Raw genomic sequence first — 26144 nt, forward strand, 5'->3', positions numbered from 1 at the left:
GCAATCTACTAGGCGCGGCCGCGACGACGCGGACGCGCCGAGCCAACTACGCACAGTAGCGGGAAAGGAGAGGTCGTGGACGGGTCAGCGGCGCTCGGCGAGCTGCTTGCACGGGATACACAGCGTGGCGATCGGGAAGGCGGCCAGCCGCTCCACCGGAATCGCGTTGCCGCACCGCTCGCACCAGCCGTAGCCGCCCTCGTCGAGCCGCTCCAGGGCGCGCTCCACCTGGCTCACCCGGTCGGCGAGGTTGTTGACGAGGGTGATCTCCTGCTCGCGCTCGCCGGTCTTGGTACCGGTGTCGGCCTGGTCGTCGCCCGCGGAGTCGGACAGCCGGCCGCGCTGCAGCGCGGTGATCTCGACCATGGTCTGGTCGTACTCCTCGGTCAGCTCCGCGAGGCTGGCGGTCAGCGCGGCGCGGATCTCGGCCTCCTCCCCGGCGCTGCGGCTGCGGCGGGGCGGGGTACCGGCCCCGGCCTTCGACAGCCTCGCCGCGCCCTCGGCCGGCTCGGCCACCCGGCGGCGGCGGGACGGGGCAGCCGGGCGGGGCGCCGCCGGAGCGCCGGTGCCCTCGTCCGGCGCACCGGACGGCCCCCCGTCGGCGCGGTCGGGGAGGTCGCCGCCGGGCACCGCCGCTGCGGTGGCGGCCTTCCGGGCGGTCGTCGTGCCGGCGCCCTTCTTGACTGCCGTGCTCTTGGCCACCGTGCTCTTGGCTGCCGTGCTCTTGGCGCCGGGTGCAGGGGCGGTCGAGGTCTTGGCCGCCGGAGTCCTGGCCGTCGGAGCGACGGCAGCGGACTTCCTGGTGGCCGCTTGCTTGGCGGCGGGCGTCTTCGGTGCTGGAGTCGTCTTCGATGCCGGGGGCTTCGGTGTGGCGGTCTCAGATGCCGGGGCGGGGGTCGACGCCTTCGGGGCCGCGGGCTTGGTCGAGCGGGTCGCCTTGGCGGGGGACTTCGCGCCCGACGCCGCGGTCCGGGCGGCCCCCCGGGCCGGCCGCCCGGTCGCGGGCGGGCCGTCGGCGGGCCGGTCGCCGCCGGCCGTCCGCGTCGTCGCTGCCCCGCGCTTCACCGCACGCTCGGCCATGGCGTCCCCCGTCCACCCGGTGCGCGACCGGCCGTCGCGCACACCGCCCCCGACGCCGGCGCGGGCCGGCAGGCCCCGCCGTGCCGCCGCGCGGGACCTGTTGGTCACCGCTCGCCCACCCCGCCGGGCGCGGGCGCGTCGGACCAGCATAAAAGGTCACCAAACACCGGGCGCACGCGAAGCGCGGAGATCACTCCGACGCATGGCCCTCCTCGCCGAGCCACCGGGCCACCCGGCCGCGGCGGCTCACCGCCCGCAGCCGGCGCTCCGCGGTGTCCCGGACCTGGCCGGTGGCGACGATCAGCAGGCTGTCCCCGGTCCGTAGGCGGGTCGAGGCCGCCGGGACGAACGCCTCCGCGTCCCGGACGACGAGGGTCACCGCGGCGCCGGGCGGCAGCCGCAGCTCGTCGAGGTAGACGCCGCACAGCCGCGAGCCCTCGGGCACGTCGAGCTGGAGCAGGTCGGCGCCCATCCGGTCCAGCGGCGCGGTCTCGACGCTCAGCTCCGTGGCCTCGTCCCCCGCCGCGGTCACCCCGAGCCGCCGGGCGAGCGAACCGATGCCGCTGACCTGCGCGAAGGTGAACACCACGACCAGGACGAACACGGCGTTGAACAGCTCCCCGGCGCCCGGGTAGCCGGCCGACAGCGGAATGGTCGCCAGGACGATGGGCACCGCGCCGCGCAGGCCCGCCCAGGACAGGAACGCCTGCTCGCGCAGCGGTATCCGAAACGGCCACGCGCTGACCCACACCGACAGCGGCCGGGCGAAGACCAGCAGCGCCACCCCGACCACCAGCGCCGGCAGCACGGCGGAGGGTAGCTGCGCCGGGGAGACCAGCAGGCCGAGCATGACGAACAGGCCGATCTGGGCCAGCCAGGCCACCCCGTCGGCGAAACCGAGGATCGCCTGCCGGTGCGGCAGCCGCGCGTTGCCCAGCACCACCCCGGCCACGTACACCGCGAGGAAGCCGGAGGCGTGCGCGGCGGCGCCGACGGCGTACGCGAGGACCGTCAGCGCGACCGCCGCGATCGGGTACAGGCCGGCCGAGGGGAGCGCCGCCCGGCGCAGGGCGGCCCGGCCGGCGAAGCCGACCGCCAGCCCGATCGCCGCGCCGGCCGCCAGCTCGTACGCGACCAGCAGCAGCTCCTGCCACCACGGCCGGCTGCCGAACTCCCCCGTCGCCAGCAGGATCACGAGGAGGGCGACCGGGGCGTCGTTCATGCCGGACTCGGCCTCCAGCACCGTGACCAGCCGGCGCCGCAGCTTGAGCCGGCGCAGCGTCGAGAACACCGCCGCGGCGTCGGTCGAGGAGAGCACCGCGCCGTACAGCAGGGCCAGCCGCCAGTCGAGCCCGAGCGCGTAATGGGCGACCAGGCCGACGGCGGCGATGCTGACCAGGACGCCGAGCGTGGACAGCGTCGAGGCCAGGCCGAGGACCGGGCGCAGGGCGGTCCACCGGGCGGTCAGCCCGCCCTCGGCGATGATCAGGATGAGCGCGACGAAGCCGAGCACCCGGGCGAGTTCGGCGTCGTCGAACTCGATGCCCAGGCCGCTCTCGCCGAGGGCCACGCCGAGCAGCAGGTACACCAGCAGGCTGGGCAGGCCGGCGCGCGCGGACAGCCGGACGGCCGCCACCGACACGAGCAGGACCGCCGCGCCGATCAGCAGGACGACGTCGAGCCCGGTGGTCACGAGGCGGGGCCGCGCGGGGGACGCCCGCCGGCCGCGGGGCGGTCCGGGCGCGCCGCTGCTGTCGTCACGACCGGCGGGCCGCGGGGCGCAGCAGCGCCTCGGCGGGCTGGCACCACCGGCAGGACGCCAGCCCGGCCGACACCGCCGCGCCGACCGGGACCTGCCGGCCGCCGTCGGCGGCCAGGTCGCCGCAGCCGTCGAGGTGGAACGACGCGCCGCCCTCGGTCACCCGCACGGCCGCGGTCATCGCCGCCAGCCGGGCCAGGTTGCCCGGCGTGACCTGCCGCGGCGTGCGGGTGGGGCGCGGGATCCGGGGCCCGCCCGCGGGTGCGGCTGCCGGCGGCGTCGCCTGCCGGACGCCGACCAGCAGCGCGGCGCCGGCCAGGAGGCTGACGAGGATCGATCCGCCGAACAGCGGGCCGGAGCCGGCGGCGGCGCCGATGCCGAACAGCGCGACCGCGGCGAGGATGAGCAGCAGGCTACCGACCACCATCACTCATCCCCACCGCGTCGCGTCACGTCCGACGGGGCTCAGCGGCCGCCGGCGTCGATGCCGGTGCGGCCGTACGGCCCGGACAGGCCGGCGGTGGCGAGGCCGCCCCCGGCGGCGGCAGCGGCTCCGCGGGCGGCGTCCGCGCGGCTCATCTCGGCCTCCAGGCCCTGGCCCCGCCCGTCGAGGTCCCGGAGCTGGCTCTCCAGGTACGCCTTGAGGCGGGTGCGGTACTCCCGCTCGAACTGCTTGAGCTCCTCGATGTGCTTCTGCAGCGCCGACCGCTTGGCCTCCAGGCCGCCCATGGCCTCCTGGTGCCGCTGGCGGGCGTCGCGCTCCAGGGCGTCGGCCTTGGCGCGGGCCTCGCGGGTGACCTCCTCGGCCTTGGACCGGGCGTCCGAGAGGAGCTTGTCGGCCTCGCGGCGGGCGTCGTTGACGTGGTCGTCGGCGGTGCGCTGGGCCATCATGAGGACCCGCAGTGCCTGCTGCTCGCCGTCAGCGGTGGTCTGCGGCGCGGCGGCCGGCGCCGGCGCCGGGCCCTGGGCACGCATCTGCTCCAGCTCGCCCTGCATGGCGCGGGCGGCCTGCTCGGCGGCGGCCTTGTCCCGCTGCACCCGGTCGAGCTGCGCCTTCAGGTCGTTCATCTCGGCGGCCATGCGCGGGTCGCCCCCCGCCGCCGCCGGGGCACCCCGGCCACCGCCGCGCTCCACCTGGGCGCGCAGCTCGTTGTTCTCCTCGATCAGACGGGCGAGTTCGCGCTCGACCTCGTCCAGGAAGGCGTCGACCTCCTCCTCGTCGTAGCCCCGTTTGCCAATCGGGGGCTTCTTGAAGGCGACGTTGTGCACGTCGGCCGGGGTCAGCGGCATCGAAACTCCTCGGGTCAGTTGCGGCCGCGAGGCGTACTGGTCGCGTGGGCGGTCAGGCCCCGGCGATCAGCCGCCCTAGCAAACTCATCAGCACGAACAGGATAACCAGCAGCACAAGGGAGGCCAGGTCGAAGCTCACGGTACCAACCCGCAACGGGGGGATCACACGCCTCAACGCCCGCAGTGGCGGATCCGTAACGCTCCACACCGTCTCCATCGTCGCGGCCGCGCCGCGCCCCGGTTGCCAGCGGCGGCCGTACTGGAGGACAGCTTCCAGGACGAACCTGGTCAGCAGAACCAGGAGGAAGACGTAAACCAGCAGGTACGCGACCTGGCTGACGATCGACAGCACAGTGGCGGCACTCCATTCGGTCAGCGCTGGTGCAGAGGCGACGACCGGCGGAGCCTAACGCAGCGTGCATCCCCGCGCCGCGTCGGCGGGTCCTCAGCTCTGGTTGAAGAACCCGCCCTCCGCGATCTTGGCCTTGTCCTCGGCGGTTACCTGCACGTTGGCTGGTGAGAGCAGGAACACCCGATTCGTGACGCGTTCGATCGTACCGCGCAGACCGAACGCCAGGCCGGCGGCGAAGTCGACGAGCCGCTTCGCGTCCGACTCGTCCATCTCCGTCAGGTTCATGATCACCGGGACGTCGTCGCGGAAGTGCTCGCCGATCGTGCGCGCCTCGTTGTATGTGGTGGGGTGCAGCGTGGTGATCTGGTACCGGCGCTCGGGCTCCTCGACCGCGACGGGCCGCTCGCGCGGCGTGGGCGGGGCCGTCTGCGTGGCCAGGGCGAGGTTGTCCTGGGTAGCGAAGCCGCCCCCGCCAGTGGTCGGGCCGGTCCGGGTGATCGAGCGCACCCGGGCGCCCGCGGCGGCGCGCTCCGCGCGCTCGGCCCGCTCCGCGCGCATCTCGGCGACCCGCTCCCGCGCCCGGGGCACCGGCGGCTCGTCGTCGTCCTCGTCCTCGTCGTCGTAGCTGTCGGCCACGGGGCGCGACCGGTAGCCCGACTCCCGGTAGCCCGGCTCGTCGTACTCCCGGTCGTACGCGCGGTCGTCATCCTCCTCGATGAGTCCGAGCCACACTCCGGCCTTGCGCATTGCGCTCACGCGCCCACCTCGCTCCGCTGGCGTCTTTCCGCCACTCACCCACACACCGACCCCGATGATCTTTCGGCATCATGCCCGGCTGGTAACGGTCTAAACAACACCGTTGTCATTAGGTGCGAACGGCGCCAGGTTACCCCGGCGTCGCACGCTTTCCGAGGACGGCGCTGCCGACCCGCACATGTGTCGCACCGCACGCCACCGCCTCCTCCAGATCTCCACTCATGCCCGCCGACAGCAGCGCCGCCTGCGGGTACGCCGCGCGCACGCGCGCGGCGAGATGCTGCAACCGGTCGAACGCCGCCGCCGGCCGCTCCCCCAGTGGCGCGACGGCCATCAGCCCCCGCAGCCGCAGCGCCCCGGCGCCGGCCACCGCCGCCAGCACCCGGTCCAGCCCCGTGTCGGGGTCGTCGCCGGACACCGCCCCGCCGCGCGCGGCCGCGTCGGGCCCGGCGTCCAGCGACACCTGCACCAGCACGTCCAGCGGCGCCGGCCGCAGCCGGGCCGCGGCGCCGGCCAGCGCCCCGGCCAGCCGGACGCTGTCCACCGAGTGGACGGCGTCGGCGTAGGTGACCACCGAGGCGGCCTTGTTGCGCTGGAGCTGGCCGATGAAGTGCCAGCGCGGCGCGGGGCCGGCCGCCGCGACGGCGGCCGCCTTCGGTGCGGCCTCCTGGTCGCGGTTCTCGCCGACCTCGGTGACGCCGAGGGCGACCAGGTGGCCGACGTCCGCCGCCGGGTAGGTCTTGGTGACCACGACCAGGGTCACCGCGTCGGCCGCCCGACCGGCGGCGGCCGCGGCCGCGGCGACGCGCGCGCGGACCGCGGCCAGCCCGGCGGCGATCTCCGCCCGACGCGCCGCTGACCGGTCGGGGTCGGCCCGCCGCGGCGCGGCGGGGTCGGGGCCGGCCGGCACCGGCCGCCGTACTGTCCCGGGACCGTCCGGCGAGGGGGAGCCGGACACGGGTTCAGGAGCCGTTCTTGAGGAAGTCCGGCACGTCCACGTCGTCGAACAGCACCCGCCGCGCGGGCTGGGCCGGCGGCGGCGCGGCCGGCGCGGGGGCCGGGGCGGGCGGAGCCGCGGCCGGTACCGGGTGGGCGGGCAGGGGCTGCGGCACGATCCGCGCGGTCTCCGCCGGCCGGTAGGCCGGGGTGCCGCCGTCGAAGCCGGCTGCTATGACCGTCACCCGGACCTCGTCGCCGAGCGCGTCGTCGATGACCGCGCCGAAGATGATGTTGGCATCGGGGTGGGCGGCGTCGGTGACGAGCTGCGCCGCGTCGTTGATCTCGAACAGGCCCAGGTCGGAACCGCCCGCGATCGACAGCAGCACCCCCCGGGCGCCGTCCATGCTCTGCTCCAGCAGCGGGCTGGAGATGGCCGACTCGGCGGCGTCGACGGCCCGCTTCTCGCCGCGGGCGCTGCCGATGCCCATGAGCGCGCTGCCGGCGCCGCTCATGACGCTCTTGACGTCGGCGAAGTCCAGGTTGATCAGGCCGGGCGTGGTGATCAGGTCGGTGATCCCCTGCACCCCGGAGAGCAGGACCTGGTCGGCCTGGCGGAACGCGTCCATCATGCTCATGCCGCGGTCGCCCAGGGCGAGCAGCCGGTCGTTGGGGATGACGATGAGCGTGTCGCACTGGTTGCGCAGCTCCTCGATCCCGGCCTCCGCCTGGACCTGGCGGCGCTTGCCTTCGAAGGAGAACGGCCGGGTGACGACGCCGATGGTCAGCGCGCCGAGCTTGCGGGCGATCTGCGCCACGACAGGCGCGCCGCCGGTACCGGTGCCGCCGCCCTCGCCGCACGTGACGAAGACCATGTCGGCGCCCTTGAGCACCTCCTCGATCTCGTCGCGGTGGTCCTCCGCGGCGTTCTTGCCGACATCGGGCTGCGCCCCGGCGCCGAGCCCGCGGGTCAGCTCCCGGCCGACGTCGAGCTTGACGTCGGCGTCACTCATGAGCAACGCCTGGGCATCGGTGTTGATCGCGATGAACTCGACGCCCTTGAGGCCGACCTCGATCATCCGGTTGACGGCGTTGACGCCGCCACCACCGATGCCCACGACCTTGATGACCGCGAGGTAGTTGTGCGGAGGTGTCATCGGAGCGAAGTTCCCTTCGGGATTGGTCGATGCGGTTCGCGCGGCCCGCCAGACGCGCGATCGGTCACCGCGGTGTACGCGAAGGCGGGGGAAACCCTCACCCTCTACAAGAGCCTTAGACTTCTGTCAACTACTGACCTGCAATTCGCAACGTAAGCGCCCCATGCTCGTGATCCAAGGACCGCGTCGGCGTGTCGCCACGCCATGAGAGCCGTACCACGTCATGGGCCTGATCGTTAACACGCCCCGCCGTCGGATGTCGACGCTCCGTGGTCAGCCACCCGCACGGGGACCCGTCGACCCGCGCCGCAGCGACACCACGTCCACGGAGCTGACGTCGATGGTGCGCTCGGCGTTCTCCAGCAGCCCCAACGCCAGGCGCGCCTTGGTCTCGCTGTCGGCCGAGTCGCCCCACACCACGGTACGGCCGTCGCGCATCGCCAGCGTGATCCGCGCGGAGGACGCCACCACCAGTTCGCGGACGCGGTCGGCCAGCGCGGCGGGCATCGCGGCCAGGACCCGCAGCGCCCCGCGGGTCGCCGGGTCCTCGGGGCCCGGCGCCGCCAGCTTGACCAGCGGCACCCCGGGCGGCTGGCCGTCGGAGTGGAACGCCACACCGGCGGCGTCCAGCCACAGGTACTGCTGGCCGCGCGGGACCGCCGCCACCGGCGTGCGCTCGTGCACCCGGACCCGCACCGTACGCGGCCAGTCCCGCTCCACCTCGACGGACCCGACCACGGGCAGCGCGGCCACCCGGCGCCGGACGCCGACGGTGTCCACCCGCGCCAGCGGCGTGCCCAGGTCGACCTCCGCGGCGGCGGTGACCTCGAACGGCGTCAGCAGCGAGGTGCCGCTGACCTGCACCGCGCGGACGGCGAACAGGCCCGTGTCGCGCACGACCCACCAGCCGGCCCCCGCCAGCCCCAGGACCGCCAGACCGGCCGCCCAGGGTGCGGCGGCGCGCAGCCGGCGGCGCCGGGCGCGCTCGGAGAAGCGCCGCACCGACGGCGGGACCGGCCCGGTGCGCGTGCGGGCCAGCCGCCACCGACGCCCGGCCGCCGGGCTCATCGGGCCTCCGCCCCCGCCCGCGCCAGCGCGTCCAGCAGCACGTCGCCCAGCAGCGAGATCGGCGGCGCGCCCATCGTCACCACGACATCGCCGGGCCGCGCGCGGCGGACCACCTCGGCGGGCACGTCGGCCTCCGAGGCCACGAACAGCCGGCGGTCCCCGGGCAGCGCGACGGCCGCGGCCAGCGCGGCGCCGCCGTCGCCGGGCGCGCGCTGCTCGCCCGGCCCGAAGACCTCCAGCACCAGCGCCTCGTCGGCCAGCGCCAGCGCGGCGGCCAGGTCGTCGCGCAGCTCGCGGGTGCGGTACACGCGGTAGGGCTGGAACACCACCAGCAGGCGGCCGTCCCCGGCCACCGTGCGCAGCGTCCGCAGCGCCAGCGTCATCGACGTGGGGTGGTAGGCGTACTCGTCGTACACCCGCACGCCCCCCGCGGTGCCCTTGAACTCGAACCGCCGCCGCACGCCCGGGAACGCCGCCAGCGCCTGCGCGACCGCCGCGGCCGGCACCCCCAGGCGGCGGGCCACCAGCAGGGCCGCGGCGCTGTTGAGTCCCATGTGCCGGCCGGGCAGGGCGAGCGTGAACTCCCCCAGCGGCGCGCCGTCGAGGTGGGCCAGGTACCGCACGCCCTCGGCGGTCGAGGTCAGCTCGCTGACCCGCAGGTCGGCGTCGGCGGCCTCGCCGTAGGTGTACACCGTCCGGCCGGCCGCGCGCAGCCGGGCGGTCAGGCGCGCGGCGCCGGGGTCGTCCGCGCACGCGACGACGAAGCCGTCGGGGTCCACCAGGTCGGCGAACTGCGCGAAGCCGGCCTCCAGGCCGGCCAGGTCGCCGTAGGTGTTCAGGTGGTCGGGCTCGATGTTGGTGACGACGGCGACGTGGGGCCGGTACAGCAGGAAGGAGCGGTCGCTCTCGTCGGCCTCGGCCACGAACAGGTCGCCGGTGCCGTGGTGGGCGTTGGAGGCCGCCGCCGAGATCTCCCCGCCGATGACGAACGACGGGTCGGCCCCGGCGTGCTGGAGGATCAGCGTCATGATCGACGTGGTCGTGGTCTTGCCGTGCGTACCGGCGACCGCGACCGTGCGCCGCCCGGTCATCGCGGCGGCGAGCGCCTCGGACCGGTGCAGCACCCGCAGCCCGCGCCGCCGCGCCTCGGCCAGCTCGACGTGGTCGGCGGGGATGGCGGTGGAGTAGACGACGGTGTCGACCCCGTCGAGGTTCGCGGCGGTGTGCTCCCGGTGGACGACGCCGCCGAGCGCGCGCAGCCCGGCCAGGGACGGCCAGTCCTTCAGTTCGCTGCCGGTGGTCGGCACGCCGCGGGTCAGCAGGAGGCGGGCCAGGCCGCTCATGCCGACGCCGCCCACCCCGATCAGGTGCACGGTCCCCAGGTCCTCGGCGGTGAGGACGCCGGCCGGGGTGAGGTTGCGGATGTCCACGGCCCCTCCTACCAGCGCACGGATTCGAGGAGGAACGCGCGCAGGGCCTCGTCGCCGTCGCGGCGGCCGTAGGCGCCGGCCGCGGAGCCCATGGTCGCCAGCCGCGCCGGCGCGGTGATCAGCGGGATCAGCTCGGCCTCGATCCACGCGGGGGTCAGCTCGGCGTCGTCCACGAGCAGGCCGCCGCCGGCCTCGACGACGGGGCGGGCGTTGCGGTACTGCTCGCGGTTGTGGTGCGGGTAGGGCACGTACACGGCCGGCATCCCCACCGCGGCCAGCTCGGCGCAGGTCAGCGCGCCGCCGCGGGCGAGCATCAGGTCGCCGGCGGCGTAGCCCAGCTCCATCTCGGCCAGGTACGGCACGGTCACGTACGGGGTGCTCAGGTCGGCGGGCGGCTCGACCGGCTCGTTGCGGGCGCCGATGACGTGCAGCACCTGGACGCCGGCGCGGGAGAGCTGCTTGGCGGCGCCGGTGACGGCGAGGTTGATGGACCGCGCGCCCTGCGAGCCGCCAGAGACGAACAGCGTCGGGCGGTCGGGGTCGAGGCCGAAGTGGGCGCGCGCCTCGGCGCGGGACGCCGCGCGGTCGAGGCCGGAGATCTGCCGGCGCAGCGGCACGCCGACCAGGCGGGCGCCGGCCAGCAGCTCGGACTGCGCGAGCTGGTGCGGGAAGCCGACCGCGACGTTCTTGGTGATCTTCATCGCGAGCCGGTTGGCGACGCCGGGCGGCACGTTGACCTCGTGGACGACGATCGGCAGCTCGCGCTTCCAGGCCGCCAGGTACGCCGGCACCGCCACGTAGCCGCCGAAGCCCACGACGGCCTGCGCGCCCACCTCGTCCAGGACCGCGCCGGCCGCGCGGGCGGCCCGCCACATCCGGGCGGGGGTCTTGGCCAGGTCCAGGTTGACGGCGCGGGGGAGCTGGTGGGCGGGGATCCGCCGCAGCGGGTAGCCGGCGGGCGGGATCAGCTCGTTCTCCAGCCCCTTCGCCGTACCGAGGCAGGTGATGGTCACCGTCGGGTCGTGTCGTCGCAGGCAGTCCGCGAAGGCGAGCAGCGGGTAGACGTGTCCACCCGTGCCGCCGCCGGCCAGGACCACCGAGCGCAGCGCGCTCATCGTCGGTCTCTCCTCTCGCCCCCGGGGCCGCTGCGGCCCCGGCCGGTCCGCGCCCCGGCGCGCTCGCGCCGCGGGGACCCGCTGCCGGCCCGGGCCGCGGGCGGCCGCCGGGCGGCGCCGCCCGGCCGCGGGGCCGGACCCGTGTCGTCGCCGATCGGCGGCAACGGCGCCCAGAGTAGCCGGGCCCAGCGGGCCGGCGGCCGGGCGTGCAGGGCGCGGGCGGCATCGGGCTCGGTGCGGGCGAACGAGGCGAGCATCCCCACGGCGACGAGCGTCACGACCAGCGCGCTGCCGCCGTCGGAGATGAACGGCAGCGGCACGCCGGTGATCGGCAGCAGGCCCACCACGCCGCCGAGGTTGATCACGGCCTGGACGATGAGCCAGCTCATCGCCCCCGCGGCGGCCAGCCGGCGGAACGGGTCGGCCACCCGGCGGGCGATCCGCAGCCCGGTGTAGGCGAACACGCCGAGCAGCACCAGCACGACCGTGCAGCCGACGACGCCCAGCTCCTCGCCGATGATGGCGAAGATGAAGTCGTTCTCGCCGGCCGGCAGCCAGCCCCACTTCAGGGACGCGTCGCCGAGGCCGACGCCGAACCAGCCGCCGTCGGCGAGGGCGTACCGGGCCTGGTTGGCCTGGTAGCAGTCGTTGGGGTCGCAGGCGCCGCCGACGCTGAGGTAGGAGGTCAGGCGCTCCAGCCGGTACCCGCTCTTGCCCGGCAGGGCCAGCAGCGCGGCCAGGCCGAGGCCGGCCAGGACCGCCATCCCGCCGAACACCCGGCCCCGCACGCCCGCGGCCCAGAGCATCCCGACGAACAGGCCCAGCAGGACCACGAGGCTGCCGAAGTCGTTGTACCCGATCAGGACGAACAGCGCCGCCACGGCCAGGAACAGCGGCCGGGTCAGCGCCCGCCAGTGGACCACCGCGGCGCCCTTGCGGGCCAGCACGTCGGCCGCCCACAGCACCAGCGACAGCTTGGCGAACTCGGCCGGCTGCACCTGGACCGGGCCGATGTGCAGCCACAGCGCGTCGGCGAACACCGGCCCGAGGCGGGGGGCCGCCAGCAGGTGGAACGCCTTCAGGGCCAGCAGGGTGTCCAGCAGCGCGAGCGCGGCGAAGGACAGGACCATGAAGGGGAAGCCCAGGACGCGGAACGTGCGGCCCGGCAGGCGCTGGGCGATCCAGAAGCCGAGCAGGCCGACGAGGGCGTACAGGGCCTGGCGGCCGATCAGGGCGAACGGGTTGCCGTCGGTGGCGTACGCCTTGACGCTGGTGGCCGAGAACACCATCGTCAGGCCGATCACCAGCAGCAGGCCGGCGCTGGAGACGAGCAGGTAGTACGAGGCCAGCGGGCGGGCGAGCAGGCCGCGCAGGGCGGCCAGGCCGATCCCGCGGCGGGCCGCGGGCGCGGTACTCACGGCCGGCCCGCCAGCCGGTCGACGGCGGCGGCGAACGCCCGGCCGCGCGCCGGGTAGCCGCTGTACATGTCCTTCGACGCGGCGGCCGGGGCCAGCAGCACGGTGTCCCCCGGTGCGGCGAGCGCGGCGGCGGCGCGTACGACCTCGTCCATGGCCCCATCATCGACGCTGGCCACCTCCACGACCGGCAGGCCGGGGGCGTGTCGCCGCAGTGCCGCGGCCACGGCGGCCCGGTCGACGCCGAGCAGCACCGCCCCGGCGAGCCGGCCGGCGACCGCCGCGACCAGCGGGTCGACGTCCACGCCCTTGAGCTGGCCGCCGGCCACCCAGACCACCCGCGGGTAGGAGGTGAGCGAGGCGTGCGCGGCGTGGGGGTTGGTGGCCTTGCTGTCGTCGACGTACCGGACCCCGGCCACGGTGGCGACCGCGGCGTTGCGGTGCGGCTCGGGGGTGTAGCCGCGCAGCCCGGCGGCCACGGCCGCGGCCGGCACGCCGGCCGCGCGGGCCAGCGCGGCGGCGTGCAGGGCGTTGGCGACGTTGTGCGCCCCGGCCGGCCGGACCGCCGCGGCCTCGACCAGCGGCGTCGGCGCCGCGCACGGCGCGGACTCGACCAGCGTCCCGTCCAGCACCCCGAGCACGTGCCCGTCGCCGACCTGCGGCGGGCGCAGGGTCACGCCGATCCGGTCCCCGGCCACGGCGCGCAGCAGGGCGGCGACCCGCGGGTCGTCCAGGTTGCCCACGGCGGTGCCGTCGGCGGCCGCGGACCGCCAGATCGCCGTCTTGGCCTCCTGGTACGCGGCGAAGGAGCCGTGCCAGTCGAGGTGGTCGTCGGCGAGGTTCAGCAGCGCGCCGGCCTGCGGCGCCAGCAGCCGGGACCAGTGGAGCTGGAAGCTGGACAGCTCCACGGCCAGCACGTCGTACGCCGGGTCCGCCGCGGCCTCGACCAGCGGCGTGCCGATGTTGCCCAGCGCGGCGGTGCGGCGGCCGGCGGCCGCGAGGATCGCCGCGAGCATCGTGACGGTGGTGGTCTTGCCGTTGGTGCCGGTGACCGCCAGCCACCCGGGCGCGCCCGGGCCGCGCAGCCGCCAGGCCAGCTCCGGTTCGCTGTACACCTCGATGCCGGCGGCGGCCGCGGCGGTGACCAGCGGGTGCGTCGGCGGGAAGCCCGGCGAGACGACGACGTCGGTGACGCCGGCCAGCAGCTCCGGCGACGGGGTGTCGGCCACGACGAACGCGGCGCCCGCCGCGGCCAGCTCCTCCCCCGCCGCGGTCGCGCTCCGGTCCACGACCGTGACCGCGGCGCCCCGGCGCAGCAGGGCGGTGGCGGCCGCGCGGCCGGCGACGCCGGTCCCCCCGACGACGGCCACCCGGCGCGACCAGTCGAACCGCACGGCTCAGCCCATCTTGGCGAGGAAGTCGCCGTAGAAGATACCGAGGCCGACCGCCACGCCGAGGCCGGCGACGATCCAGAACCGGACGACGATGTTGACCTCGCTCCAGCCGGACAGCTCGAAGTGGTGCTGGAGCGGCGACATCTTGAACACCCGCTTGCCGGTGGTACGGAACGAGATGATCTGGATCACGACCGACATCGTGATGATCACGAACAGCGCGCCGAGGATCGGCAGCAGCATGATCGTCCGGGTGGACATCGCCAGGCCGCCGATCAGGCCGCCCAGGCCCAGGGCGCCGGTGTCGCCCATGAAGATCCGGGCCGGCGACGTGTTCCACCACAGGAACCCGACGCAGGCCCCCGCCGCCGCCCCCGCGATGAGGGCGATCTCCAGCGGGTCGCGCACCCGGTAGCAGTACTCGGCCACCGCACCGTAGTTGGCGTCGGCGCACCAGTGCCGGTACTGCCAGAACGCGATCAGCGCGTACGCCCCCAGCACCATCACCGAGGTCCCGGTGGCCAGGCCGTCCAGGCCGTCGGTGAGGTTCACGCCGTTGGTGCTGGCCAGCACGACGAAGATGAAGATGATCACGGCGCCGACCTTGCCGACGTCCAGCCAGGCGATGTCCCGGACGAAGGACAGGGTGGTGCTGCCGACCGACTCGAAGTTCGACGGCCGCCCCTCCAGGTCCAGCATGCTGCTCTGGAAGCCGAGCGCCACCATGCCGAACACGGCGCCCACCAGGAGCTGCCCGATCAGCTTGCCCCGCTTGTTCAGGCCCGCGCTGTTGCGCTTGCGCACCTTGAGGAAGTCGTCGACGAAGCCGACCGCGCCGCAGAACACGAACAGGCCCAGCAGCACCAGCCCGGTGACCGTCGGCTGGACCTGGAAGATCTGCTCCGCCGGCAGGGTGGTCAACGCCAGGTGCCCCGCGACGTACGCGACGAGGGTGGCGATGATGAACACCACGCCGCCCATCGTCGGCGTCCCCCGCTTGCCCTGGTGCATCTGCGGACCGTCGGCGCGAATCGGCTGCCCGGCCTTGAGCCGGGTGAAGACCTTGATCGCCACCGGGGTGCCGAGAAGCGAGACCAGGAACGCGACCGCGGCCGCGACGATCACCGCCCGCACTGTGTCATCCTTCCGATGCTGAGCCATTGGCCGACGCCGTCGGCGTGCCGCCATGGGCCGACGAGGCCGGCGCTTCATTGTGGATGACCTGTTCACCGACCCGGAAGCCGGCGTCGTCCCGGAGGGCGTCGGCCACGTCCCACGTCCGGTACCGCGAGCCCTTGACCAGGACGACGTCGCCCGGTGTCAGGACCCGGCGCAGGTGCGCGACGGCCGCCGCCTGGTCGTCGACGAGGGTCACCCGTCCGGCGTACCCCGGGACCGCCCGCGCCGCCGCGTGGGCGGGCGCCGCCTCCCGGCCCACGACGACCAGCTCCGCGACGGCCAGCTCCGCCGCCAGCCGGCCGACCTCCGCGTGCCCGTCGGCCTCGGCGTGGCCCAGCTCGGCCATGTAGCCCAGCACGGCCACGGTCCGGCGGCCGGCGCCGAGCGCCGCCAGCGCCCGCAGCGCCGCCGCGGTCGAGGCGGGGTTGGCGTTGTACGAGTCGTCGATGACCGTCACCCCGTCGGGGCGGTCGTAGACGTCCATCCGGCGCGCGGACACCGGGCGCAGCGCGCCCAGCGCGGGGCCGAGCCGCGCCAGCGGGAACCCCAGCCGCAGGGCGACCGCCGCGGCGGCGAGCACGTTGCCGACCTGGTGGGCGCCGGCCACGCCCAGCCGCACCGGTACCTCGCCCTCAGGCGCCACCAGCGTGAACGCCGCGCGGCCCCGGGCGTCGAGCGCGACGTCGCGGGCGCGGACCCGCGCGTCGGGGGCGGTACCCACCAGGACCACCTCGGCGGCGGTCCGCGCGGCCATCGCCCGGACCCGCGGGTCGTCGGCGTTGAGGACGGCCAGGCCGCCGGCCGGCAGCGCCTCGACCAGTTCGCCCTTGGCGGCCGCCGTCGCCTCCAGGGAGCCGAACTCGCCCACGTGCGCCGCGCCGACGTTGAGGACCACGCCGATCGCCGGGGGCGCCACCTGGCACAGGTGCGCGATGTGCCCGGCCCCGCGCGCCCCCAGCTCCAGGACGAGGAAGCGGGTGTCGGGGCCGGCCTGGCAGACGGTGTACGGGTGGCCCAGCTCGTTGTTGAACGACCCCGGCGGCGCGACCGTCGGGCCGATCTGGGCCAGCAACTGGGCCAGGTGGTCCTTGGTGGTGGTCTTGCCGGACGAGCCGGTCAGGCCGACGACGGTGAGCCGCGGCAGCCGGTCCACGACCGCGCGGGCGAGCGCGCCGAGCGCCGCCAGCGGATCGGCGACCACGACCGTCGGCAGCGCGGGCAGCGCCCGGGTGGCCAGGGCCCCGACGGCGCCGGCCGCCGCGGCGGCGGGCGCGAAGTCGTGCCCGTCCACCCGCTCCCCGGCGATGGCGACGAACAGCCCGCCGGGGCCGGCGCGCCGCGAGTCGAACTCCACGGCTCCGGTGACCAGGGCCGCCGCGCCGCCGCCGACGACGGTCCCGCCGACGGCGGCGGCGACCTCGGCCAGGCTCATCGCGATCACCGCCGACCCCTCCCCCGCGTGCGGCGCGGCGCCGGGCCGCGTCGGGCCGGCGTCACCGCGCCAGCCCCGGGGCGTGGGCGGCGAGGGCCGCGGACAGCTCCTCGCGGTCGTCGAAGGGCAGCACCTCGACGCCGACGACCTGGCCGCGCTCGTGCCCCTTGCCCAGGACCGCGACCACGTCGCCCGGCCGGGCGCGGGCCACCGCCGCGGCGATCGCCTCGCGCCGGCCCGGTACCTCCACGACCTGTGCGGGCCCGCCGGCCGCGCCGGCCAGCACGGCCGACCGGATCGCCGCCGGGTCCTCGGTGCGGGGGTTGTCGTCGGTGACGACGACGAGGTCGGCGCCCCGGGCGGCCGCGGCACCCATGAGCGGGCGCTTGCCGGTGTCCCGGTCGCCGCCGGCCCCGACGACGCAGATCACCCGGCCGCCGTCGGCGTCGGCCAGGTCGCGCAGCGCGCGCAGGACCGCCACCATCGCGTCGGGCTTGTGCGCGTAGTCGACCACGCCGCGCACACCCCCGGCCGCGGGCACCTCCTCCAGCCGGCCCGGGATCACGGTGACGCCGGCCACGGCGCGCGCGGCGACCTGCGGGTCGACGCCCACCGCGGTGAGGGCGGCGAGGGCCAGCAGGGCGTTGGCGACGTTGTGCCGCCCCGGGAAGGCCACCCCGGCGGACAGCACGAGCCCGCCGGGCCCGTGGGCGGTGAACCGCTGGGCGCCGGCCCCGGCGACGTCGGCGGCCCGCCAGGTCGCCCCCGCCCCAGCGGCCGAGTAGGTGACCGTACGCGGCCCGGCGAGCGCCGCCAGGGCGGGGTCGTCGGCGTTGAGGACCTCGACCGCGCTGCGGCCGTCGAACAGCCGCGCCTTCGCGGCGAAGTAGGCGGCCGAGTCGGCGTGGAAGTCGAGGTGGTCCTGGCCGAAGTTCGTCCAGCCGCCGACGGCGAACCGCACGCCGCCCACCCGGTCCAGGGCCAGGGCGTGGCTGGAGACCTCCATCACCACGTCGGTGACGCCGCGCTCCCGGGCGGCGGCGAGCGCCGCCTGGAGGTCGGGTGCCTCGGGCGTGGTCCGGCTGCTGGGCACCACGAGGTCGCCGAGCCGGGTCTCGACGGTACCGATCAGGCCGGTGGTCCGGCCGGCGGCCCGCAGGCCCGCCTCCACCAGGTACGCCGTGGTGGTCTTGCCGGCGGTGCCGGTCAGGCCGATGACCGACAGCGCCGCGGTCGGGTCGCCGAAGACCGCGGCGGCGACGGCGCCCAGGACGGCGCGCGGGTCGGGTACCACCAGCGCCGGCAGCCCGGCCGCCGCCGCGGCGGCGGCGCCGGCCGGGTCGGTGAGCACCGCCACCGCGCCGCGCCGGGCCGCCTCCGCGACGTGCGCGGCGCCGTGCTGGCGGGCGCCGGGCAGGGCGGCGAACAGGTCGCCGACGCCGATCTCCCCGCTCACGTGGCTCATGCCGGCGACCGGGAGCGCGGCGTGCGCGGCCGGGGTCGGGGCGGCGGCGCGGCGGGCGAGGTCGCCCAGCGGGACGGCGGGCGCGGCGCGGGGGCGCGGATAGCTCGGCACGCCGAAAGACCCTACCCTGAGCGCTCCGCCGGACCCCGGGGCGCCGCGGCCGGCGGCCCCGCGGGCGTCGGCGGTCAGGGGAAGAAGACGAACGTCGGCGGCCGGACGGTGGTCGGCGGCACCTTCGCCCGGGTCAGGGCGAAGGCCATGATGTCGCGGAAGGCGGGCGCGGCGACGGCGCCGCCCTCGCCGCCGGGCGTGTGGGCGAACACGGCCACCACGAACCGGGGCGCCTCCGCCGGCGCCATGCCCACGAACGAGGCCACCTCGCCGGGCGTGTACCGGCTGTCCACGACCTGCTTGCCGGTGCCCGTCTTGCCCGCCACCCGGTACCCGCGCACCGCCGCCCCGTTGCCGGTGGCGCCGCGCACGCTCACCACCGCCTCCATCGCGTGCCGCAGCGCCGCCGCGTTCGCGCTGTTGAGGACCGCCCGGCGGACCGGCGGAGGCCCGGGGCGGACCTTGCCGTCGGGGCCGATCACCTCCCGGACGAGGTGCGGCTGGATCCACGTGCCGTTGTTGGCGATCGCGGCGTAGGCGGCGGCGACCTGTACCGGCGTCGCGGCCACGCCGTGGCCGATGGGCACCGACCCGTACGACGACGGGCTCCACCGCTCGGGCGGCTGGACCAGGCCGGCGGCCTCGCCGGGCACGCCGACGCCGGTCGGCTTGCCCAGGCCGAAGCGGCGCTGGTACTCGTACAGCTTCGGCGCGCCGAGCCGGTCAGCGATCTTGATGGTGCCGACGTTCGACGAGTACGCCAGGATCCCGGCCAGCGACACGTCGCGCGGCCGGTAGTACGGGTGCGTGTCGGCAAACTGCGTGTCGCCCTTGGTGATCGTCGGCCCGATCTCGACCGCGGTGTCGGGGCGGATCGCGCCCTCCTGCAGCGCGGCGCCGAGCACGAGCGCCTTGTGGACCGAGCCGGGGTCCACGACCGCGCTGGTCGCCTGGTCCTCGCGGGCCTTGGCCGGCTGGCGCAGCGGGTCGGCGGCGTCGTACGTCGGGTAGCTGGCCTGCGCCACCACCTCGCCGGTGGCCGGGTCCAGCACGACGGCCGCCGCCCACGTGGCGCCGACCGAGTTCATGTGCTGGAACAGCGTGCGCTGGGCGTGGAACTGAAGGTCCCGGTCCAGGGTCAGCCGCAGCGAGCTGCCCGGCTGGGCGGGCGTCTCCTTCTGGTACCCGCCGGGGATCGCCATCGACTCGTAGGAGCCGCCGTCGGCGCCGCGCTCGAACACCCGCTCGCCGTCGCGGCCGCGCAGCAGCGAGTCGAATTTGGCCTCCATGCCCTCCAGGCCGTCGAGGTCGGCGCCGGTGAAGCCGATCAGGTTGGCGGCCAGGTCGTGGCCGGGTACCTCGCGCCGCTCGTCGTGGGCGGTGTGGACACCGACGAGCCGGAGGGCGGCGACCTGCGCGGCGGTCTCGGGGGTGACGCCGCGCTGGAGGTACTCGAACTCCGCGGGCCGGCCGTCGTCGCGGGCGTGCGGGGTCAGCTTGGGCAGCAGCGCCGAGCTGGCGACGCCGAGCAGGGGCGTGAGGAGCCGGGCCACGGCCGCCGGGTCCTCCACCTTGCTCGGGTCGGCGTAGATGTAGCGGGCCTCGACGCTGCGGGCCAGGACGGCGCCGGACCGGTCGAGGATCGCGCCGCGCTTGGCGGGCAGGGGCACGCTGTCCAGACGGCTGCGCAGGCCGTCGCGGGCGAACGCCGACGCGTCGGTGACCTGGAGGCCGACCAGGCGCACGCCGACGACGGCGAACATCGCCAGCGCCAGGAAGGTGGCCAGGCGCAGGCGGCGGGGGGGGTCGCCGAGCTTGGGGGGCGCGGGCCGGCGGGCCGCGGGACGGCGGCGCGGGGCGGCCGGGCGCGGCGCGGGCCGCGGCTGCGCGGCGCTCCCGGCAGCGGGCTCCCGGGTGCCGGCGCTGCGGACCGCGGCCTTCCGGCTCCCGGCGCCGCGGGTGCCGGTCCGGGTGCCGGTGCTCCGGGTGCCGGTGGATGCCGCGGTGCTCCGGCCCGCCGTGGGCTTCGCCGGGGCGGCACCCGCGGGCGGCGTGGCCGCGGGCCGCGGGCGGGGCGCCGCCGGGCCGCGGCGGACGCGGGCCGCGCGGGGCGCAGGTGCGTCGTCGTCGCCCTCGTCCGGGTCCTCGTCGGTGGGCGGGGCCGCGGGGCGCTGCCGCGCCGGGCGGCGCCGGGCCGGCGCGTCGGGACTCTCGCCGTCGACCACCCGCAGCGCCGGCCGGAACGGGTCGGCTGCCCGCGGCTGCTCGCGGACCGTCCGCCCGCGCGGCGTGTACCGCCGGGCGTCGCCGATCCTGCCGCGGCCGGCGCGGCGGGTGCCGGGGGCGTCGTCGTCGCCGGGCTCGGCGGGACCGGGCACGCGCTACCTCCCGGCCCGTCGCTCGTTGCTTCTGGTGATGTCCTGTTTATCGGAACGTGACCCCGTCCGGGCGGCCACCGGATCGGTGAGCGGACTGGGCAGCTCGACCTTGCGACCGTTCGGCAGCGTGATGACGGCCGGCTGGCCGTCGTAGGTCATCCCCAGCCGCTCCGCGGCCCGGTACAGGGAGTTCGGCGCCTCGGCGTCCTCGATCTTCTTGCGCAGCTCCGCCTCCTCCTGGTCCAGGGCGGCGTGCTGCTGCTGGAGGGTCTGGAGCTTGAAGGCGTTCTCCATCACGGTCGTGTTGACCACGAGGATGCCCAGCACCCCGCCGACGACCACGAGCAGCAGCAGCGCGACGAACGGCGCGCGCGGGACCGCCACCGGTGCCGGCGGCGCCACGGTCAGCCACGACGCGGCGCGCCGCCGCGGCGCGGCGGGCTGCGCGGCGAGCGCGGTGGCCCCGTCGACCGGCGGCGCCGGCCGCCCGGCCCGCGCCTGGTCGGTGTGGTGCGCCGCGGTCCGACCCCCGGACCGCGGTGCACCGGTGCGGCGCCGTGCGGCCCCGCCCCCCGGTACGGCGTTCATGTCGCCTCCCCTGTCTCGTCCCCTGTCCCCCACGCCCCCGGGGGCGGTGTCCGCCGCTGGCCGGACCGTTCGCGGACGGTCCCCCCGGTGCGGCGGTACGGACGCCTCGCGGCGCCCCGGTCGGCCGTGGCAGCGGCCTGTGTGTCGAACGCGGCGATCCGCTCCGCGGCGCGCAGCCGGACCGACTGCGCGCGCGGGTTCGCCGCCACCTCCTGCTCCGAGGCCAGCTCGGCCCCCCGGGTCAGCAGCCGGAACGTCGGCCCCATGCCCGGCAGCTCCACCGGCAGCTCCACCGGCGCGCTGCTGCGCACCCGCGGCGCCAGGACCTGTTTGGTGAGCCGGTCCTCCAGCGAGTGGTAGGACAGGACCACCAGGCGGCCGCCCGGCGCCAGCGCGTCCAGCGCCGCCGGCAGCGCCGCCTCCAGCGCCGCCAGCTCCTGGTTGACCTCCATGCGCAGGGCCTGGAAGGTCCGCTTGGCCGGGTGTCCCCCCGTCCGCCGGGCCGCCGCCGGGATCGCGTCCCGGACGAGGTCGGCCAGGCGGGCCGAGCTGACCAGCCGCCCGCGGGACCGTTCCCGGCCGATGGCCGAGACGATCCGCGGAGCGAACTTCTCCTCCCCGTACACCCGCAAAACCCGGATCAGGTCCTTTTCGGAGTATTCGTTGAGGATCTCCTCGGCGGTGACGCCCGTGGACTGGTCCATCCGCATGTCCAGCGGCGCGTCCTGGGCGTACGCGAAGCCCCGGTCGGCCGCGTCGAGCTGGAGCGAGGAGACGCCCAGGTCGAACAGCACGGAGTCGGCGTGCGGCAGGCCCAGCCCGGCCAGCGCCCCGGGAAGCCCGTCGTAGACGGTGTGCACGAGGCGCACGCGGTCACCGAAGGGCGCCAGGCGCGCCCGGGAGTGGGCCAGCGCCTCGGTGTCGCGGTCGAGGCCGACGACGACGACGTCCGGGTCCGCCCGCAGGACGGCCTCGGCGTGCCCGCCCAGGCCGACCGTGGCGTCCACGTGCACCGGCGTCCGCCCGGCGCCGGCCGCGGCCCGCAGCGCGGGGGTGAGCAGCGCCAGGCACCGCTCCAGGAGAACCGGCACGTGCGTGCCGCGCAGCTCCCCCATGTCGCCCCCTCACTGTGGTGCTGTCCGCCGGTCGTTCGCGCGACCGGCGCTGTCCGTACCGTCAAATCCCCATCCGCTCCCGCCCGTCCGAAACGGACCGGTGACTCGCGCCTGCCGCCGGGGAAGTGGCCTCAGGTGCCGAGCGGGTGGAGATTTGGCGGTACGGCGTGCCGCGGTACCAGGCTCGCCGCGCCCGGTGGCCGCCGCTACAGCCCGCCGGGCAGGACCCCCTCCCCGATCTCGGCGAAGTCGTCCTCGCTCGCGTCGAGGTAGGACTCCCACGCCGCCGCGTCCCAGATCTCGACCCGGCTGCTCGCCCCGATCACCGCGAGCTCCCGGGTCAGGCCCGCGTACTGGCGCAGGTGCGCCGGCAGCGTGACCCGCCCCTGCTTGTCGGGGGTCTCGTCGTGCGCGCTGGCGAAGAAGACCCGGCTGTACGCGCGGGCCGCCTTGTGGGTCATCGGCTGCGCCTGGAGCTGGGTGGCGATCCGCTGGAACTCGGCGACGGGGAACACGTAGAGACAGCGCTCCTGCCCTTTGGTGATCACGACGCCTCCCGCCAGCCCGTCCCGGAACTTCGCCGGCAGGATCAGCCGGCTCTTGTCGTCCAGGCGCGGGGTGTGCGTGCCGAGGAACATCGGCGGCACCCCCCTCGCTCCGGCGCCTGCCGCGCCGTGCCGGCCGGGACGGGCCACACAGCGCCGCACGCGCTGACGCAGTCCGGCTGCGGACCCCCACGGCCGGGTGCGCCCTACGAGCTCCCCCACGGTGGCCGACGGTCACCGACCCCCACCGCGTCTCGCGCGCCGCGGCCCGCGTCCCGCACCTGGGCTGCGCGCCCGTCCGGGACCCGGAGTCCTGCACCCGTCTGGGCCGGAGCCCCTACCCCGCAGGACCGCATCCTGCGCTCGGCAGGACCGGAATCGGTGGCTACCCCCAGCGCACCAACGCCCCCCACTCTACTCCACTTCACTCCACCCGCAATCGGAATCATGCGTCCGGCTGATCTGGTCGCTCCCGCAAAACCGCAGGTCAGGCGCGGTGGAGCGCAGTGGAGCGAGAAGTTGATCACTGCATGTCCACAATCCGACACCGGTGCCGAAACCGACGTCCGGTCACGGACGGGCACGGTCGGGCAGGAACCACGCGGCCCCGGCGCCGCCCGAACGCCCCGCGCCACGGCCGCCCGGGGCGCGCGCGGTGGGTCGGTCGGGCCGCGGTCCGGTACCCTCGCTCGCGTGTCGGATGCGAATATGCCGCTGCGGGCGCGCGTGGCCACCTCGGTCTCCCGGACCGCCGCGGCCCTGTCCCGGGCCGCGGGCCGCGGCGACGGCTCCGTGATCGGCGGATGGATCGGCCTGAAGATCGAACCGGAACTGCTGCGGCACCTGGCGGTGGGCCGGCGGATCGCCCTGGTCTCCGGCACCAACGGCAAGACCACCACCACCCGGCTCAGCGCCGCCGCCGTGGCGGTCGCCGGGCGGGTGGCCACCAACTCCTACGGCGCCAACATGCCCACCGGGCACACGTCCGCCCTGGCCAAGGCCGGCACCACCCCGTACGCGGTGCTGGAGGTCGACGAGCACTACCTGCCGCAGGTCATCGGCGCCACGGACGCCGAGGTCGTGGCGCTGCTGAACCTCTCCCGCGACCAGCTCGACCGGGCGAAGGAGGTGGCGATGATGGCCCAGCTCTGGCGCCAGTGCCTGGCCGCCCACCCGGCGGTGCGGGTCATCGCCAACGCCGACGACCCCATGGTCGTGTGGGCCGCGCACGCCGCTACGGCGGTCACCTGGTTCAGCGCCGGCCAGCGCTGGACCGACGACTCGTGGGTCTGCCCGGCCTGCGGGGCGCACATCGCCCGCGAGGAGGCCGACTCCGGCGGCCTGCCGCCGGCCGGCCCCGGCGACTGGCGGTGCACCGGGTGCGACCTGCGCCGGCCCACCCCGCAGTGGAGCGTCGAGGACGACGGGATCGTCGGTCCCGACGGCCGCTGGCACAAGGTCGCCCTCCAGCTACCCGGCCGGGTGAACCTGGGCAACGCCGCGACCGCGCTGGCCCTCGCCGACGCCTTCGACGTGCGCCCCGAGCGCGCCGTGCCGAAGCTGGCGGAGGTCACCTCGATCGCCGGCCGGTACGCGGTGGTGGAGCGCGACGGGCGGCGGATCCGGCTGCTGCTGGCCAAGAACCCGGCGAGCTGGCTGGAGGCGTTCGACATGGCGACACCGGCGCCGACCCTGCTGTCGATCAACGCGCGCGACCCCGACGGGCTCGACACCTCATGGCTGTTCGATGTGGACTTCGCGCCCCTGCGCGGCCGGGAGCTGCTGATCACCGGGGACCGGGCGTACGACCTCGCGGTGCGACTGACGGTGAACGATGTGCCGTTCCGCCACGTACCTACTTTCGCCGAAGCGGTCACCGGCGTGCCGGCCGGGCCGCTGGAGGTCATCGCCAACTACACCGCATTCCAGGACATCCGAGCGGAGCTGGACCGTGTCCTCTGACAGCACCCTGCGGCTGGTCTGGGTGTACCCAGACCTGCTGTCCACCTACGGCGACCGGGGCAACCTGCTGATCCTCGCCCACCGCGCCGCCGCGCGCGGCTTCCCCGTCGAGGCCGTCCAGGTGCGCTCCGACCAGGCTCTGCCCGAGAGCGCCGACATCTACCTGCTCGGCGGCGGCGAGGACGGCCCGCAGTCGCTGGCCGCCGACCGGATGACCGCCGACGGCGGCCTGCACCGCGCCGTCGAGCGCGGCTCCGTGGTGTTCGCCGTCTGCGCCGGGTACCAGATCCTCGGCCACTCCTTCAGCGCCAGGGGGGCGAGCTGCCCCGGCCTGGGCCTGCTGGACCTGCGGTCGGACCGCGACCCGCAGCGCGCCGTCGGCGAGCTGGCCGGCACCGTCGACCGGCAGCTCGGCCTGCCGACGCTCACCGGCTTCGAGAACCACGGCGGCCGGACGGCACTGGGCCCCGGCTGCGCCCCGCTGGCCCACGTCACGGCGGGTGTCGGCAACGACGGCCGGACCGAGGGGGCCTGGCACGGCAAGGTCCTGGGCACGTACGCGCACGGCCCCGCCCTGGCCCGCAACCCGGCGCTGGCCGACCTGCTGCTGCGCTGGGCGACGGGGGCCGCGGCGCTGGACCCCGTCGACGACACCTGGCCGGAGCGGCTGCGCGGACAGCGCCTCGCCGCGGTCGGTGCCGCATGATCTCTCGGATCCGGCGGCTGGCCGCCGAAGCTGGGGGCGTGCCGGACCACGTGCGTCGCCGCGTCCTCTGCCGCCTGCTGCCGCTGCTGGCCGCCGTGGCGGCCCTCGGGGTGGCCGCCACCCAGCTCCCGCTCGGCGAGATCCGCACCGCCGTGTCCGGTCTCGGGCCCGGCGCGCCGATCGTCACGATCGTGCTCGGCGCGGCCCTGATCTCCGTCCTCGTGCCCCGCACCGCCGTCTCGATGGCCTGCGGCGCGCTGTTCGGCACGCTGGCCGGGTTCGGCTGCGCGATGGCCGCCGCGATGGCCGCAGCGGTCGGCACCTACCTGCTGGGCCGCTGGGCCGGCCGCGGCCTGCTCGGCGCGAAGCTGGGCGGCCGGATGCACCGGCTGGACGGCTGGCTGGCCCGGCAGGGCGTCCTGGCCGTCGTCGTGACCCGGCTGCTGCCGCTGTCGCCGTACGGGCTGGTCGGATACGCCTACGGCACCACCACCGTGCGCGTGCGGCACTACCTGCTGGGTACCCTCCTGGGCGCCGTGCCGTCGAGCATCTCCTACGCCACGCTCGGCGCCGCCGTGGTCTCGCCGGGCAGCCTGAGCCCCGTCGCCGCGGTACCGGCGGTGTGCGGCATGGCGATCAGCACCTTCGCGGCCTGGCACTGGCGACGCAAGGCCCGGGCGGCCCGCCTGGCCGCCGGCCGCGCGGGTGGGCCGCCGCGCCCGACCCCCGCCGGCCGGCCCGCCGCGGCCCCCCGGAGCGCACCGGCCGGCCGCACCGCGCCGGGTACCCGCGGCACGCCGGGCAACCGCCCCGCGCCGGTGCGCGGCACCGGCCCCCGGCAGCCGCTGCGCGGCAGGGCGGCCGGCACCGCCGTCGCGCCGGCCGCCGCCGCGGCCTGACCCGACCGGCCG

22 protein-coding genes and 1 pseudogene are annotated in these 26144 nt (G+C 76.2%); 3 read left to right on the forward strand and 20 right to left on the reverse strand.

The window, feature by feature from the left end:
* Window positions 1–84: 84 nt before the first annotated feature.
* The 20 genes and pseudogenes from IEY75_RS09015 to mraZ form a co-directional block, all read right to left on the reverse strand.
* Window positions 85–516 carry a TraR/DksA family transcriptional regulator gene (locus tag IEY75_RS09015; protein ID WP_373290244.1) on the reverse strand — a complete coding sequence of 144 codons (432 nt, stop codon included), beginning with the start codon at window positions 514–516 and terminating at the stop codon, window positions 85–87.
* A 754-nt stretch (window positions 517–1270) separates the two neighbouring features.
* Window positions 1271–2773, reverse strand: a complete 1503-nt coding sequence (locus IEY75_RS09020; protein ID WP_189113783.1) for a potassium/proton antiporter — start codon at window positions 2771–2773, stop codon at window positions 1271–1273.
* A 64-nt stretch (window positions 2774–2837) separates the two neighbouring features.
* A complete protein-coding gene (locus tag IEY75_RS09025) occupies window positions 2838–3266 on the reverse strand; it encodes a hypothetical protein (RefSeq protein ID WP_189113784.1) in 429 nt (142 codons plus the stop codon).
* A 38-nt stretch (window positions 3267–3304) separates the two neighbouring features.
* Window positions 3305–4129 carry a DivIVA domain-containing protein gene (locus IEY75_RS09030; RefSeq protein WP_189113785.1) on the reverse strand — a complete coding sequence of 275 codons (825 nt, stop codon included), beginning with the start codon at window positions 4127–4129 and terminating at the stop codon, window positions 3305–3307.
* A gap of 52 nt (window positions 4130–4181) precedes the next feature.
* Window positions 4182–4481, reverse strand: coding sequence for a YggT family protein (locus IEY75_RS09035; protein WP_189113786.1), 300 nt, complete (start codon window positions 4479–4481; stop codon window positions 4182–4184).
* A 93-nt stretch (window positions 4482–4574) separates the two neighbouring features.
* The gene (locus tag IEY75_RS09040) at window positions 4575–5237 is read right to left on the reverse strand and encodes a cell division protein SepF (protein ID WP_189113787.1); all 663 of its coding nucleotides are present in this window, start codon (window positions 5235–5237) and stop codon (window positions 4575–4577) included.
* Window positions 5238–5367: 130 nt separating this feature from the next.
* The gene (locus IEY75_RS09045) at window positions 5368–6147 is read right to left on the reverse strand and encodes a YggS family pyridoxal phosphate-dependent enzyme (RefSeq protein WP_189113788.1); all 780 of its coding nucleotides are present in this window, start codon (window positions 6145–6147) and stop codon (window positions 5368–5370) included.
* 52 nt (window positions 6148–6199) lie between these two features.
* Window positions 6200–7330, reverse strand: a complete 1131-nt coding sequence (ftsZ, locus tag IEY75_RS09050) for a cell division protein FtsZ (RefSeq protein ID WP_189113789.1) — start codon at window positions 7328–7330, stop codon at window positions 6200–6202.
* Between the two features lie 273 nt (window positions 7331–7603).
* Window positions 7604–8398, reverse strand: a complete 795-nt coding sequence (locus tag IEY75_RS09055; protein WP_189113790.1) for a cell division protein FtsQ/DivIB — start codon at window positions 8396–8398, stop codon at window positions 7604–7606.
* Entirely contained in the window at window positions 8395–9828 is a 1434-nt protein-coding gene (gene murC, locus IEY75_RS09060; protein ID WP_189113791.1) for a UDP-N-acetylmuramate--L-alanine ligase, read from the reverse strand. Before murC ends, IEY75_RS09055 begins: the two co-directional genes overlap by 4 nt.
* A gap of 8 nt (window positions 9829–9836) precedes the next feature.
* Window positions 9837–10943 carry an undecaprenyldiphospho-muramoylpentapeptide beta-N-acetylglucosaminyltransferase gene (gene murG / locus IEY75_RS09065; protein ID WP_189113792.1) on the reverse strand — a complete coding sequence of 369 codons (1107 nt, stop codon included), beginning with the start codon at window positions 10941–10943 and terminating at the stop codon, window positions 9837–9839.
* Complete coding sequence (locus IEY75_RS09070) at window positions 10940–12361, reverse strand: FtsW/RodA/SpoVE family cell cycle protein (RefSeq protein WP_229789472.1); 1422 nt, start codon at window positions 12359–12361, stop codon at window positions 10940–10942. Before IEY75_RS09070 ends, murG begins: the two co-directional genes overlap by 4 nt.
* Window positions 12358–13752: a UDP-N-acetylmuramoyl-L-alanine--D-glutamate ligase gene (gene murD / locus IEY75_RS09075; RefSeq protein ID WP_229789473.1), complete on the reverse strand. Its 1395-nt coding sequence runs from the start codon at window positions 13750–13752 to the stop codon at window positions 12358–12360. Before murD ends, IEY75_RS09070 begins: the two co-directional genes overlap by 4 nt.
* 3 nt (window positions 13753–13755) lie before the next feature.
* Window positions 13756–14886, reverse strand: coding sequence for a phospho-N-acetylmuramoyl-pentapeptide-transferase (mraY, locus tag IEY75_RS09080; protein WP_189113793.1), 1131 nt, complete (start codon window positions 14884–14886; stop codon window positions 13756–13758).
* Window positions 14887–14995: 109 nt separating this feature from the next.
* Window positions 14996–16372: pseudogene (locus IEY75_RS09085) on the reverse strand (UDP-N-acetylmuramoyl-tripeptide--D-alanyl-D-alanine ligase); the annotation flags it as partial.
* Between the two features lie 52 nt (window positions 16373–16424).
* Window positions 16425–17939, reverse strand: a complete 1515-nt coding sequence (locus IEY75_RS09090) for a UDP-N-acetylmuramoyl-L-alanyl-D-glutamate--2,6-diaminopimelate ligase (RefSeq protein WP_189113795.1) — start codon at window positions 17937–17939, stop codon at window positions 16425–16427.
* A gap of 74 nt (window positions 17940–18013) precedes the next feature.
* Window positions 18014–20317, reverse strand: coding sequence for a peptidoglycan D,D-transpeptidase FtsI family protein (locus tag IEY75_RS09095; RefSeq protein ID WP_229789474.1), 2304 nt, complete (start codon window positions 20315–20317; stop codon window positions 18014–18016).
* Between the two features lie 3 nt (window positions 20318–20320).
* Entirely contained in the window at window positions 20321–20905 is a 585-nt protein-coding gene (gene ftsL, locus IEY75_RS09100) for a cell division protein FtsL (protein ID WP_189113796.1), read from the reverse strand.
* Entirely contained in the window at window positions 20902–22020 is a 1119-nt protein-coding gene (gene rsmH / locus IEY75_RS09105; protein WP_189113797.1) for a 16S rRNA (cytosine(1402)-N(4))-methyltransferase RsmH, read from the reverse strand. Before rsmH ends, ftsL begins: the two co-directional genes overlap by 4 nt.
* 206 nt (window positions 22021–22226) lie before the next feature.
* Complete coding sequence (gene mraZ / locus IEY75_RS09110) at window positions 22227–22658, reverse strand: division/cell wall cluster transcriptional repressor MraZ (RefSeq protein ID WP_189113798.1); 432 nt, start codon at window positions 22656–22658, stop codon at window positions 22227–22229.
* 615 nt (window positions 22659–23273) lie between these two features.
* Between mraZ and IEY75_RS09115 the strand changes: the two genes are divergently transcribed.
* From IEY75_RS09115 to IEY75_RS09125, 3 genes are read left to right on the forward strand one after another with little or no spacing between them, the layout of a single operon-like run.
* A complete protein-coding gene (locus IEY75_RS09115) occupies window positions 23274–24527 on the forward strand; it encodes a Mur ligase family protein (protein ID WP_189113936.1) in 1254 nt (417 codons plus the stop codon).
* Window positions 24517–25233 carry a type 1 glutamine amidotransferase gene (locus IEY75_RS09120; protein ID WP_189113799.1) on the forward strand — a complete coding sequence of 239 codons (717 nt, stop codon included), beginning with the start codon at window positions 24517–24519 and terminating at the stop codon, window positions 25231–25233. Before IEY75_RS09115 ends, IEY75_RS09120 begins: the two co-directional genes overlap by 11 nt.
* Window positions 25230–26132 (forward strand): TVP38/TMEM64 family protein, encoded by a 903-nt coding sequence (locus tag IEY75_RS09125; protein WP_189113800.1) that lies wholly within the window; start codon window positions 25230–25232, stop codon window positions 26130–26132. Before IEY75_RS09120 ends, IEY75_RS09125 begins: the two co-directional genes overlap by 4 nt.
* Window positions 26133–26144: the final 12 nt, after the last annotated feature.

This window comes from Pilimelia terevasa (assembly GCF_014647915.1).
In the GTDB taxonomy this organism is placed as follows: domain Bacteria; phylum Actinomycetota; class Actinomycetes; order Mycobacteriales; family Micromonosporaceae; genus Pilimelia; species Pilimelia terevasa.

Excerpts from the sequence above, each read along its gene's own strand:
- IEY75_RS09125 (WP_189113800.1), top strand. The coding sequence starts at position 25,230 with ATGATCTCTCGGATCCGGCGGCTGGCCGCCGAAGCTGGGGGCGTGCCG.
- ftsL (WP_189113796.1), bottom strand. The coding sequence starts at position 20,905 with ATGAACGCCGTACCGGGGGGCGGGGCCGCACGGCGCCGCACCGGTGCA.
- IEY75_RS09025 (WP_189113784.1), bottom strand. The coding sequence starts at position 3,266 with ATGGTGGTCGGTAGCCTGCTGCTCATCCTCGCCGCGGTCGCGCTGTTC.
- rsmH (WP_189113797.1), bottom strand. The coding sequence starts at position 22,020 with ATGGGGGAGCTGCGCGGCACGCACGTGCCGGTTCTCCTGGAGCGGTGC.
- ftsZ (WP_189113789.1), bottom strand. The coding sequence starts at position 7,330 with ATGACACCTCCGCACAACTACCTCGCGGTCATCAAGGTCGTGGGCATC.
- IEY75_RS09055 (WP_189113790.1), bottom strand. The coding sequence starts at position 8,398 with ATGAGCCCGGCGGCCGGGCGTCGGTGGCGGCTGGCCCGCACGCGCACC.
- IEY75_RS09115 (WP_189113936.1), top strand. The coding sequence starts at position 23,274 with ATGCCGCTGCGGGCGCGCGTGGCCACCTCGGTCTCCCGGACCGCCGCG.
- IEY75_RS09030 (WP_189113785.1), bottom strand. The coding sequence starts at position 4,129 with ATGCCGCTGACCCCGGCCGACGTGCACAACGTCGCCTTCAAGAAGCCC.
- murG (WP_189113792.1), bottom strand. The coding sequence starts at position 10,943 with ATGAGCGCGCTGCGCTCGGTGGTCCTGGCCGGCGGCGGCACGGGTGGA.
- mraZ (WP_189113798.1), bottom strand. The coding sequence starts at position 22,658 with ATGTTCCTCGGCACGCACACCCCGCGCCTGGACGACAAGAGCCGGCTG.